Origin of the sequence: Mesorhizobium sp. ANAO-SY3R2, from assembly GCF_042466635.1 — a bacterium.
GTDB lineage: Bacteria > Pseudomonadota > Alphaproteobacteria > Rhizobiales > Rhizobiaceae > Aminobacter.
This window is the reverse complement of sequence record NZ_CP159955.1, coordinates 4,240,522-4,252,140: the sequence shown is the minus strand read 5'-3', so window position 1 is coordinate 4,252,140 and position 11,619 is coordinate 4,240,522. Positions and strand designations below refer to the sequence as shown.

12 protein-coding genes are annotated in these 11,619 nt (G+C 64.2%); 4 read left to right on the top strand and 8 right to left on the bottom strand.

Translation table 11 applies throughout. The annotated features are described in order from the left end of the window. Window positions 1–142: 142 nt before the first annotated feature. Window positions 143–754 (bottom strand): LysE family translocator, encoded by a 612-nt coding sequence (locus ABSY17_RS25240; RefSeq protein ID WP_378947086.1) that lies wholly within the window; start codon window positions 752–754, stop codon window positions 143–145. Between the two features lie 208 nt (window positions 755–962). On the opposite strand from ABSY17_RS25240, the gene ABSY17_RS25235 reads away from it, so the two are divergent. After that, the gene (locus ABSY17_RS25235; protein WP_378947083.1) at window positions 963–1,280 is read left to right on the top strand and encodes a YciI family protein; all 318 of its coding nucleotides are present in this window, start codon (window positions 963–965) and stop codon (window positions 1,278–1,280) included. 85 nt (window positions 1,281–1,365) lie between these two features. Here ABSY17_RS25235 and typA read toward each other — a convergent pair whose 3' ends face one another. The 3 genes from typA to ABSY17_RS25220 all read right to left on the bottom strand — a co-directional run bounded on the left by typA (window position 1,366) and on the right by ABSY17_RS25220 (window position 6,533). Next, complete coding sequence (typA, locus tag ABSY17_RS25230; protein WP_378947080.1) at window positions 1,366–3,186, bottom strand: translational GTPase TypA; 1,821 nt, start codon at window positions 3,184–3,186, stop codon at window positions 1,366–1,368. Window positions 3,187–3,318: 132 nt separating this feature from the next. Next, the gene (locus ABSY17_RS25225; RefSeq protein WP_378947077.1) at window positions 3,319–4,278 is read right to left on the bottom strand and encodes a small ribosomal subunit Rsm22 family protein; all 960 of its coding nucleotides are present in this window, start codon (window positions 4,276–4,278) and stop codon (window positions 3,319–3,321) included. A 200-nt stretch (window positions 4,279–4,478) separates the two neighbouring features. Then, a complete protein-coding gene (locus ABSY17_RS25220; RefSeq protein WP_378947074.1) occupies window positions 4,479–6,533 on the bottom strand; it encodes a M3 family metallopeptidase in 2,055 nt (684 codons plus the stop codon). Window positions 6,534–6,665: 132 nt separating this feature from the next. On the opposite strand from ABSY17_RS25220, the gene ABSY17_RS25215 reads away from it, so the two are divergent. Next, on the top strand, window positions 6,666–7,142 hold the full coding sequence (locus ABSY17_RS25215; protein WP_378947071.1) for a MarR family winged helix-turn-helix transcriptional regulator: 477 nt from the start codon (window positions 6,666–6,668) through the stop codon (window positions 7,140–7,142). A gap of 2 nt (window positions 7,143–7,144) precedes the next feature. Continuing rightward, window positions 7,145–8,386 carry a multidrug effflux MFS transporter gene (locus tag ABSY17_RS25210; RefSeq protein ID WP_378947068.1) on the top strand — a complete coding sequence of 414 codons (1,242 nt, stop codon included), beginning with the start codon at window positions 7,145–7,147 and terminating at the stop codon, window positions 8,384–8,386. Window positions 8,387–8,495: 109 nt separating this feature from the next. On the opposite strand, the gene ABSY17_RS25205 is transcribed toward ABSY17_RS25210, so the two are convergent. The 4 genes from ABSY17_RS25205 to ABSY17_RS25190 are packed head-to-tail and all read right to left on the bottom strand — an operon-like array spanning window position 8,496 to window position 10,871. Next, the gene (locus ABSY17_RS25205) at window positions 8,496–8,915 is read right to left on the bottom strand and encodes a nuclear transport factor 2 family protein (protein ID WP_378947065.1); all 420 of its coding nucleotides are present in this window, start codon (window positions 8,913–8,915) and stop codon (window positions 8,496–8,498) included. 33 nt (window positions 8,916–8,948) lie between these two features. Further along, a complete protein-coding gene (locus ABSY17_RS25200; protein WP_378947062.1) occupies window positions 8,949–9,707 on the bottom strand; it encodes a DUF429 domain-containing protein in 759 nt (252 codons plus the stop codon). Further along, window positions 9,704–10,609: a pyridoxal kinase PdxY gene (pdxY, locus tag ABSY17_RS25195; protein ID WP_378947060.1), complete on the bottom strand. Its 906-nt coding sequence runs from the start codon at window positions 10,607–10,609 to the stop codon at window positions 9,704–9,706. Before pdxY ends, ABSY17_RS25200 begins: the two co-directional genes overlap by 4 nt. A gap of 4 nt (window positions 10,610–10,613) precedes the next feature. Beyond that, complete coding sequence (locus tag ABSY17_RS25190; protein ID WP_378947057.1) at window positions 10,614–10,871, bottom strand: hypothetical protein; 258 nt, start codon at window positions 10,869–10,871, stop codon at window positions 10,614–10,616. 101 nt (window positions 10,872–10,972) lie between these two features. Here ABSY17_RS25190 and ABSY17_RS25185 point away from each other — a divergent pair, with 101 nt between their 5' ends. Continuing rightward, on the top strand, window positions 10,973–11,608 hold the full coding sequence (locus tag ABSY17_RS25185; RefSeq protein WP_378947054.1) for a LemA family protein: 636 nt from the start codon (window positions 10,973–10,975) through the stop codon (window positions 11,606–11,608). Window positions 11,609–11,619: the final 11 nt, after the last annotated feature.

The following is an 11,619-nucleotide window of genomic DNA, read 5'->3' as shown; positions in this document are numbered from 1 at the left end:
GCAGATGGCCTGCCTATAGCGACAAAGGTTTGACGGAAGGTTCTGAAAAATGCCTGCGCAACAGGCACAAAGTGCTCAAGAATGAAGCTTACGCAGCGTCCGCAAGGCGCACGATGCAGTTGGCTTGATGAAAAAAGAGTCGTTACCTGGCGGCAATTGCTGCGGCAGCCCCGGCCATGGTCGTCGCGCTGACCCGGTTGGCGATGCGCATAGCCCTTTTGCTCTTCAGCAGCCTGCGCGCCTGGGCCGCCGCAAACACCCAGGCAAGATCGATGGCGACCAGAACCACCGCCATGGTCAGCGTCAGTTCCAGCCAGCCGACCAGGTTGACCGAGGCAAGGTCGATGATCGTCGGCAGCAGCGCCAGGTAGAACATCATGATCTTGGGGTTGCCCAGCGTCACCGCCATGCCGGCGGCGAACAGCCTGAGCGCCGAATCCTCGCGTGGCATCTCGCTTTCGCGGGCATCGACAGGCGCGGTCCACATCTTCCAGGCGAGATAGAGCAGGTAGGCGACGCCCGCCCATTTCACCATGACGAAGGCAAGATGAAAGGTCTGCGCCACCACGGCCAGCCCGAACACCGCCAGCGACAGCCAGATCGCCTCGCCGATCCACATCGCCGCCAGGAAAGGCAGTACGTCGCGAAATCCCTTCGAGATTACCCGCGCCACCAATGCGGCAATCGACGGGCCAGGCGAGCCGGCAGCAACGAGAAGCGCACCGGCGAAGATCACAAGCGAGGTCGGTTCCATGTCGCCACTCCCGAGGGCTGAAGGATGAGAATTTATGGCAAGCGCTGGAACTTGCAACTCCCCCGCCCGCGTACCGGACCACCCATCAACTTTCCGCGATGGGAACCGACGCGGGTTGCCCATGAAAGCCCGTGGGCGATTGAATGACCGACGCGCCGGACCGATGCCGGGTGGTCGGCATGGCGGCGCGCCAAGGGGAGAGAAGGTCATGACCAAGTTTCTCTACGTCTATCACGGTGGCGGCAAGCCGGCATCGGAAGAGGAAGGTGCCAAGGCAATGAAGGCCTGGATGGACTGGTTCGGCGACCTGGGCCCGGCCGTCGTCGAAGGCGGCAATCCTGTCGGCAAGTCGCAGACGGTCGTTGCCGACGGGTCGGTCGTAGACAATGGCGGCGCAAACCCGACGAGCGGCTATTCCATCATCGACGCCCGCGACGCAGCCGACGCTGCCGAGAAGGCCAAGGGCTGCCCGATCCTCGCCTCGGGCGGCTCGATCGAGATCGCCCCGATCATGGAGATTGGCTGAAGCATGGGGTGCCGCACCGCCGGCATCCCCCGAAACGAAAAGGGCGCCTCCACCGGAGACGCCCCTTTTATTCATGTCACGTGACTTATGCCGCGCCCTTCGACTTCTCGAAGCGCTTGCGCTCGTTCGGGTCGAGATAGAGCTTGCGCAGGCGAATGGTCTTCGGGGTCACCTCGACCAGCTCGTCGTCCTGGATCCAGGCCAGAGCGCGCTCCAGCGTCATGCGGATCGGCGGGGTCAGCTTGACCGCCTCGTCCTTGCCGGCGGCGCGGATGTTGGTCAGCTTCTTGCCCTTGAGAACATTGACTTCAAGGTCGTTGTCACGGCTGTGGATGCCGATGATCATGCCCTGGTAGACCTTGACGCCGGCGTCGATGACCATCGGGCCGCGATCTTCCAGGTTCCACATCGCATAGGCAACGGCTTCGCCCTGCTCGTTGGAAATCAGCACGCCGTTGGTGCGGCCGGGTAGTTCGCCCTTGTAGGGCTGATAGGAGTGGAACAGACGGTTCATCACCGCCGTGCCGCGCGTGTCGGTCAGAAGTTCCGACTGGTAGCCGATCAGGCCGCGCGTCGGCGCATGGAACACCAGGCGCTGGCGGTTGCCGCCGGACGGACGCAGCTCGACCATCTCGGCCTTGCGCTCCGACATCTTCTGCACGACGACGCCGGCATGTTCCTCATCGACGTCGATGACGACTTCTTCGACCGGCTCCAGCAGTTCGCCGTTCTCGTCCTTCTGCATGACCACGCGCGGACGCGACACGGCAAGCTCGAAGCCTTCGCGGCGCATCGTCTCGATCAGCACGGCAAGCTGAAGCTCGCCGCGGCCGGAAACGAAGAACGAATCCTTGTCGGCCGATTCTTCGATCTTGAGCGCGACGTTGCCTTCAGCTTCCTTGAGCAGGCGGTCGCGGATGACTCGGCTGGTCACCTTGTCGCCCTCGGTGCCGGCCAGCGGCGAATCGTTGACGATGAAGGACATGGTAACGGTCGGCGGATCGATCGGCTGAGCGGCCATCGGCGCGTTCACCGACGGATCGCAGAAGGTGTCGGCGACGGTGCCCTTCGAGAGACCGGCAATGGCAACGATGTCGCCGGCATGGGCTTCTTCGATCGGCTGGCGTTCGATGCCGCGGAAGGCGAGGATCTTGGTGACGCGGCCATTTTCCAGCAGCGTGCCGTCATGGTGCAGCACCTTGACTGCCTGGTTAGGCTTCAGCGTGCCCGCCTCGATGCGGCCAGTGATGATGCGGCCGAGGAACGGATTGGCCTCGAGGATGGTGCCGATCATGCGGAACGGGCCGGGGTGAACCGTCGGCGCGGGAACATGCTTGAGCACGAGGTCGAACAGCGGCGCCAGGCCCTGGTCCTTGGGGCCTTCCGGATTCTCGGAAACCCAGCCATCCCGGCCCGAACCATAGAGGATCGGGAAGTCGAGCTGCTCGTCGGTGGCGTCGAGCGCCGCGAACAGGTCGAACACCTCGTTGATGACTTCCTGGTGGCGAGCGTCGGGGCGGTCGATCTTGTTGATGACCACGATCGGCTTGAGGCCCACCTTGAGCGCCTTGCCGACCACGAACTTGGTCTGCGGCATCGGACCTTCGGCAGCGTCGACCAGCACGATGGCGCTGTCGACCATCGACAGGATGCGCTCGACCTCACCGCCGAAATCGGCGTGGCCCGGCGTGTCGACGATGTTGATGCGGGTATCCTTCCAGTCGACCGAGGTCGCCTTGGCCAGGATGGTGATGCCGCGTTCTTTTTCGATGTCGCCCGAGTCCATCGCGCGCTCCATGACGCGCTGATTTTCACGGAACGAACCGGATTGCTTGAGGAGCGCATCGACGAGCGTGGTCTTGCCATGGTCGACGTGCGCGATGATCGCGATATTGCGGAGGTTCATATGTCTACTCGGGAGCGTTGCGGGCACTGCCTGACGACGCGCCGCGTTTCGTGTGGGCGGGCTCTTACAGGTTTTTTCGCAAATGCGAAAGGGGGGCGGGCAAATCGACTGATTTTCCGCGCCCCGGCAAGGCTACAAAATGTCGCCCCAGTCGGCGCGGCGCGCCGTCTTGAACAGCTCGCCGTCGCGCTTGGTAACGAGCTTCTCCTCGACCGAGCCGTCGGCCTGGCAGAGCTTGAGCTGGATCTTTCCCGATCCGCCGCGCGCCGGCGCCAGAACCCGCGCGGCAAATCGCTCGGCAGGCTGTCGTGCGGCAGCAATGAAGATGTATTTCTCGTCCTCCCACGGCACTTCGCCGCGCTTGGTCAGGCGATGCAGGCGCGAACGCGCCACGCGCCGCGAGAAATGGCACCAGTCGGGCTCGGCGATGGGACAAGCCTGGCTATGCGGGCACGGCGCCACAAGATGCGCACCCAGTTCGACAAGCCGCGACCGCACCGCCATCATGCGCCGCCAGCCGGCCGGCGTGCCCGGCTCCACGATCACCAGCAGCCCCGATACGGCAGCCCAAAGCCGTTCGGCCAGCGCAAGCCCTTCCGCCGCCGACAGTTCGTCCAGCACATAGGCAAGCGTGACGAGATCGGCTTTTTGTGCCTCGAAGCTCTTGGAGGCATCTGCCGCGCGCCACTCGACACGCTCGACACCCGAATGAGCGGAAAGCTCCTCGCCGACCTTGCGGATTGACTGGCTCGCTTCCAGCAGCGTGGCCGAGCCAAGCGTCGGCCAGCAATCGGCCGCCGCCCAAAGTGCGGTTCCGGGACCGGCGCCGACATCGAGCAGGCTTTTCGGTTCGAAGCCGGGCATCAGTTCGGCAGCGCTCTCCATGCTGGCGCGCACAGCCGCAAATGTCGCCGGCAGCCGCGTCGCCAGATAGGCACGGGCAAACATCTCATCCGACAGGTGCAGCCGGCCGTCGCGCGTTTCGGCGCGATAGCGGGCGGACAGCGTGTCGGCGGCGCGTTGCAGATCTGCAAGCGGCACGCCTTCCAGCGCCCGGTCGACCGCCGCTCGCAATGCTGCCGGTAGTTCCATTTCTATCCGTTCCTAGCCGATACTCTTTATGGCGTTGATACCCCCACCCCTACCCCTCCCCACAAGGGGGAGGGAACGCCAGCCTTGTCTTTGTTGTCCAAACGTCAAAAGTCGACGCCAGCGCCGCCAAGTCCCCCACCCCTTGTGGGGGAGGGGTTAGGGGTGGGGGGAATTCCCGACAGGGCCTATCAAGCTGGGAGTCAGTTCAACCCGCGCTTCTCCATCATCGCCTCCGGTGACGGCATCTTGCCGCGGAAGGCCTTGTAGAGCTCTTCCGGATCGGCCGAGCCGCCGGCCGCGTAGATATGCTTGCGCAGCTTCTCGGCCATGTCGGGATTGAAGGCGTCGCCCGTCTCCTCGAAGGCCGCGAATGCATCCGCGTCGAGCACTTCCGACCACATGTAGGAATAGTAGCCGGCCGAATAGCCCTCGCCCGAGAAGACATGCAGGAAGTGCGGCGTGCGATGGCGCATGACGATCGCCTCGGGCATGCCGAGCTTTTCCAGCGTTTCGGCCTCGAAAGCCACCGGGTCCGCCGGCGCGTCTGGCCGCGCGTGATAGGCCATGTCGACCAGCGCCGAAGAGGTGAACTCTACTGTGGCGAAGCCGGCGCCGAAGGTCTTCGCGGCCAGCATCTTGTCGAGCAATTCCTTGGGCATCGGCTTGCCGGTCTTGTAGTGCAGCGCGTGCTTTTCCAGCACCGCCGGCACCGTCAACCAATGCTCGTAGAGCTGCGAGGGAAGCTCGACGAAGTCGCGGCTGACCGAAGTGCCTGAGACCGACGGCCAGGTGACGTCGGTCATCATCCCGTGCAGGGCGTGGCCGAACTCGTGGAACAGCGTCCTGGCCTCGTCGAGCGACAACAGGGCTGCCTCGCCTTCCGCAGGCTTGGCGAAGTTCATGATGTTGTAGATGATCGGGCTCGCACCCTTGCCCAGCTTGTAGCCGGACTTGAGCGAGCTCATCCAGGCGCCCGAGCGCTTCGACTGACGCGCGAAATAGTCGGCCAGAAACAGCCCGCGCTTGCTGCCGTCGGCATTGAACACCTCGAACACCCGCACGTCGGGATGCCAGGCGGCAATGCCCGTCTTCTCCTTGAAGCTTATGCCAAACAGCCGCGTCGCCACGTCGAAACAGGCGTCGATGATCTTTTCGAGCTGCAGGTAGGGCTTCAGCTCGGCCTCGTCGAAGGCGTATTTTTCCGCCCGCAGCTTCTCCTGGTAGAAGCGCCAGTCCCACGCCGCGAGCTTGTCGTTGCTGCCGGCGCTTGCTGCCAGCCGCTGAAGCTCCGCCTCATCGGCCGCCGCCTTCTCGCGCGCCTTGTTCCACACCGGCTCCAGCAGTTCCATGACTGCCGTCGGGTTCTTGGCCATGGTGTCGTCGAGCTTCAGTGCCGCATAGCTTTCGTAACCCAGCAGCCTGGCCTTTTCGGCGCGCAAGCTGAGTGTGTCGCGCACCACGCTCGCATTGTCGGTGGCGCCGCCCGTCTCGCCGCGTCCGGCAAAGGCCTTGAACGCCTTTTCGCGCAGGTCGCGCCGCTCGGAAAAGGTGGTGAACGGCTCGTAGATCGAGCGCGACAGGGTCACAGCATATTTGCCCTTCTGCCCGCGCGACTCAGCCGCCTGAGCCATCGCCCCGCGCACGAATTCCGGCAGGCCGGCAAGGTCGGCCTCATCGAGGAACAGTACCCATTCCTTCTCGTCGGCAAGCACGTTCTGGCCGAATTTCGCGCCGAGCGACGCCAGTTCCTCGTTGATCGCCGCCAGCCGCTTCTTGCCTTCGGGATCGAGCTTCGCGCCAGAGCGGACAAAGCCCTTCCAGGTCTTTTCGAGCACGCGCAGCGTCTCGGCATCGAGCCCGAGTTCCGCCCGGCGGGCGTAGAGGTCGTCAATACGCGCAAACAGCTTCTCGTTCATCGAGATGGCCGAGAAATGCCTGGCCATCTTCGGCGAGATCTCACGCTCCATGGCCTGGATCGCATCGTTGGTGTGGGCGCCGGCGCGGCACCAGAAGATCGACGAGACATGGTCGAGCGGCTCGCCCGCCAGCTCCAGCGCTTGAAGCGTGTTGGCAATGGTCGCCGGCTCGGGATCGTTGGCGATCGCCTCGACCTCGGCCGCATGGGCAGCAAGCGCCGCATCGAACACCGGGCCGAAATCGCCGTCCTCGATCCTGGTGAAATCCGGCAGGCCAAGCGGCCCCGTCCATTGGGTCAGCGGATGACGCACGAGATCGATTTTTTGGCTGGCGGACATGTGACGGCTTCCTCGATTGGCATTCGGCTCGGACAGCTCCGATGTAGGGCCGGACCGAAGGCTGCGCAACCATCTTGACTCGCAGCGCGAGAACAAACTAAGTAAGACTGATAATAAGGAATGCTTAGCATTATGCAGACCAGCACCGAGACCGAGACCTTCGGCTTCATCGTCAACGACATCTCCCGCCTGATCCGCGCCGAAATGGACCGCCGCACCACCGAAGCGGGCCTCGGCCTGACCACCGGCGAAGGCCGCGTCCTGCTCAACGTCCGCCGCTTCGGGCCGACCCGCCAGAACCTGCTCGCCGAGCGTCTCGGCGTCGAGGCGATGACCTTGAGCGGCCTTGTCGACCGCCTGGAAAGCAAGGGCTACGTCGAACGCCAACCCGACCCGGCCGACCGCCGCGCCAAGCTGGTGACGCTGACCGATGAAGGCGAGGCGGTCGTCTGCGGCATGGAACCGATCACCGCGGCGATCAGGGCCGATGCCGCCCGCGGCATCGACCCTGATGACTGGCAGCTGCTGCTCGCTGTCCTGAAAGTCGCGCGGAACAACCTGATGGCCGCCAGGGCCGAGGCTCAGTCCGCCGAGAGTGCAGCAGCATGAACATGCGTTCCGAAATCACGGCCGCCCAAACGGCTGATGCCACGCCTGCGCCCACTGCACCTATCATGAGCGAGCGCCGGGTGTCGCTGATCGGCGGCCTGATGGTGGCGGTCGGCCCGATCTCGCTCGCCCTCTTCACCCCTGCGATGCCCGAAATCGTCCACGCCTTCGGCACCACCGAGGCCGCGGTCAAGATGACGCTTTCGCTCTATTTCGGCGGATTCGCCTTCGCCCAGTTGGTCTGCGGGCCGCTGTCCGACGGTTTCGGCCGTCGCCCGATCACGCTTGCTTTCATGGCAATCTATCTCGCCGCCAGTGTGCTGGCACTGGTAGCGCCCAACATCGAAACGCTGGTTGTCGCACGGTTCCTTCAAGGGGTGGGGGCTGCGGCAGGCGTTGCGGTTTCGCGTGCGGTCGTGCGCGACATCTTCACCCATGAGCGCTCGGCCCGCATCATGAACATGATCGGCATCCTGCTTGCCGTCGGCCCAGCCATTGCGCCGACGATCGGCGGCCTGACGATGGAGTTCTTCGGCTGGCACGCCATCTTTGTCATCATGGTCCTGATCGGCAGCATCGTCACGCTGGTCACGTTCGTCGCCCTGCGCGAGACCGTGACGCGCGATCTCAGCCGCATCCGGCCGGCAGCGCTACTCAGATCCTACGGGTCGTTGCTGCGCAGCCCCCAGTTCATCCTGTGCTGTCTCGTCATCGCCGGAACATCGGGGGCGATCTACACCCAGGCGACCGTGCTTGCCTTCATCCTGATGGAACGCGTTGGCCTCACCGCCACCCAGTTCGGCCTCGGCATGCTGATGCAGACGGCGAATTTCATGGCCGGCTCGTTCATCATGCGCATGATCATGCCGCGCTATGGCGCCGCGCGGATGGTGCCCGTTGGCCTGACCTTCATCGCCATCGGCTCCATTGCCATGGCCGTACTGCTCAGGATGCACGAGCCGACCTTCCTGCTCGTCATGGGCCCGATCGGTATCTATGCCTTCGGCATCGCCATGGTCACACCGGCGATGATGACCGCGGCACTCGCCCCCTTCCCCAGGAATGCAGGCGCAGCATCGGCGATGATGGGCTTCTTCCAGATGGGGGCTGGCCTCGTCGGCGGCACCGCTGCGGCGATGATCGGCGATCCCGTGACGGCCCTCGCCACGGTCGTCCCGACCATGGGCCTGATTGCTGTCCTGTCCTGGCTGGCGTGGCGCAGGCTGCCGAGCCTTCCCCTGTGACCGCTGCCTAGAGCAATTCCAGCAAAAGTGCGCAGCGGTTTTGCGTCAGGAATTGCGTAAAAACAAAGAGATAGAGCATTTCCGCGATTCGGAGAAAAGCGGAAATGCTCTAGATGCCCTCGCAATCTTCGCCGATCGTCATCTGCGTATTCGCAACGATGCGACCATCCCTGGTGGTAAAGGTCTCGCGCATGGCCATGTCGTTGTTGGGGAAGTCGTAGCAGGTCAGCACGACAACCGTATCGCCCACCTCGCTCTCGACCCTGTGCCGGATCGCGGCTCCCTTCACGGCGGACTGCCACTCATCCATCGAGGCGATGAACTCGTCCTTGCTTTGGGTCACGCCGAGATCGTCGAGCCTGATCGTCGCATCGTCGGCCAGCAGTTCCGAAAGTGCTGCCCGGTCAGCCTGGAGCAGCGCCGCATACCAGCGGTCGACGATGCTTTGCTGGGCAGACGCGTGAAATAAGCCGGCCTGAAGGACCATACTCAGCGCGACAGCCACCACAATTGCCTTGATCGCCTTCATCGCCGCTCCTCTGCAACGAACCTTCCAGGCCCATTAAGCCCAGATAGCGACCGGAATGCCATAGCCATCCCTGCCTGGCGGGGTGGGAAAGCTCACCGTCTCGCCGCGCCTGTGCCGACAGGCGATCAGCATCATCGCACAGGCGTCGAGAAAGTCGTCCGCTGCCGCCCCTCGTGGCAGCGCCTGCTCGAGAAAGGCGCGGTCATGGCCCACCCGCGCCAGCAGCGCCTTGCGCTCCTCCATGCCCTCAGGATTGACGCTGCCCTTCACCTTCTTCGGCAGGCTCATCGCCTGGCCGCCGTTGAGCCGCCAGAACGCCATCTCGGGATGCGATTCGATCACCCTTTCGCGCAGCTCCGCCCGCGCGATCATCAGCGCGTCGATCTCGCGGATCTTCGAAAAGATGCCGAAGGCCTGGATCGACACCCCGCGCGGCGGCTCCGAGGTGCGCATCGCAACTTCGCTTGCCCGCCGATGCGCCGCATACCATTCCTCGACAGTGGTGAAAGGTGCCGTCTCGGCATGAACCGACGCGCGCGACGGAATGGAAAAGACGCTCGACTGGCGTTGCCCAAGCAGCGGCCGCACCAGCGCCTCCGGCCCGCGCCCGCCCTTGCCTGTGAAATCAGGCAGGCCGATCGGCATGTCGACTGCGACTGTGGCATCGCCGGGCAATGCGCCGATCAGCGTCGCGAAGCTCGCGAATACCTTGGCCTCCGGCAACTCTGCAGCGTCTTGCCGGATCACCGCGATCCAGCCGGCCTTGCAGCCGTCGACGCCGGCAACCGTCAAGCCCCCGATTCCACGCCGGGTTTTCGGCTCCGCGCGGGATGGATAAGGTTGCGCAGCTCCACCATCGCCATCGGATGCGACAGGCTCTGCGCATCGGTCTCGAGCTGCAGCTCGTCGCCGCCGCGCTTCGATGTGCGGGCAAGGATTTCATAGACCGAGGCAGTGGTCGACTGCAGCGCCTTGGCCCCCGGCTGGCCGGCCAGCAGACGGGCGAGGAACACCGCCGCCGTCAGGTCGCCGAGCCCGTTCGGCGGCCGCTCGACCGTGCGGTGCTCGGCCAGCAGCGCCTGCGATTGCGTGACCAGCAGATTACCGGTGCCGCTCGCCATCATCGCTGGCGCCGAGGTCACCAGCATCGTTGCCGGCGCCGCCGCATGGGCGGCGGCCATGGTCGCCCTGAGATCGTCGAGCTTGGCACCCGCCAGCCATTCCAGCTCATAGCGATTGGGCGTGGCGATGTCGGCCAGAGGCAGCAGCCGGTCGCGAATGCCGGCAGCCAGCGCATCAGCGACATAAAGCCCGCCGGCATCGCCGATGACCGGATCACAGACATAGAGCGCGCTGGGGTTTCTGGCCTTGACCGTCTCGACCAACGAAGCCACCGCCTCGACCTGGCCCGGCTCGCCGAGATAGCCCGACAACACCGCCGTCACTTCGCCGAGCCACGGCGCCCGCTCGAGGTCGGCCATCAGTGCTGCAAACTGTTCGGTCGGCGGCACGATGCGGGTGGCGCGACCATGCCCGGGATGCCATGGCAGGATCACCGTCGGCACCGCCCAGACCGGGTGTCCCAGCGTCTCCAGCGCGAACACCGCCGCGCGGTTGCCCACCGATCCGCGCGCCACATGGCTCGACACGACGATGACCGCGCGCGGCGCGGCTGCCTCAGCTTGAGATGTCATGAAATTATCCGCCTCGAACGAGAAAATGGATCAGCCACAGAAGCAGGCCGATGGTCAGGACAAAGCCGAGGATACGGCCGATGCGTGTACCGATTTGCTCGACCGGATCGGACTTGTCGACATCGGCGGCGGCAAGATGGTCGCGCATCTCCGTGGTCTTGCGCGCCATATAGGATGCGCCGCCGCTTTCGCTTTCACGCGCGATGCGATCGAGGATGCGGCGCGATTCCTTTTCGCCATCGCTGTCTCGGGGCGACGCCATCGTCAAAATTCTCCCAGCGTCATCGCCAGTTCACGACCGGTTATTTCCGACCGTGTTTGTGATAATGCTTTGCGACCAGTTGCTTTGTCGAGGATATTCATATGCAAACGCGCGCTTCGTCGGCACTTCCCTCTTTCCGTATCCTCACCGCATTTGCGTTCCTGCTGCTTGCAGCTCCATTCCTTTCGGCCTGCGGCTACAACACCATCCCAACCCAGGAAGAGCAGGCGAAGGCTGCCTGGAGCGAGGTGCTCAACCAGTACCAGCGCCGCGCCGATCTCATCCCCAATCTGGTCGAGACGGTGAAGGGTTACGCCTCGCACGAAAAGGACACGCTCGAAGGCGTCGTCCAGGCCCGCGCCAAGGCAACCCAGGTCACCGTCACGCCGGAGACACTGACCGACCCGAACGCCTTCAAGGCATTCCAGGAAAACCAGGCCGGGCTCACCAGCGCGCTGTCGCGCCTGCTCGCCGTCGTCGAGAACTATCCCGACCTCAAGGCCAACCAGAATTTCATCGCGCTGCAGGCCCAACTCGAGGGCACCGAGAACCGCATTGCCGTTGCCCGCCGCGACTACATCGAGACCGTGCGTGTCTACAACACCACGCTCAAGACCTTCCCGGCGATGCTGTGGAACTGGCTCTGGTTCCACAGCCAGCCGTTCCAGAACTTCACCGTCGCCGAAGACAAGCTCGAAGCGCCCAAGGTCGATTTTGGCACCAAGCAGGGCGGGTGACACGCAACGCT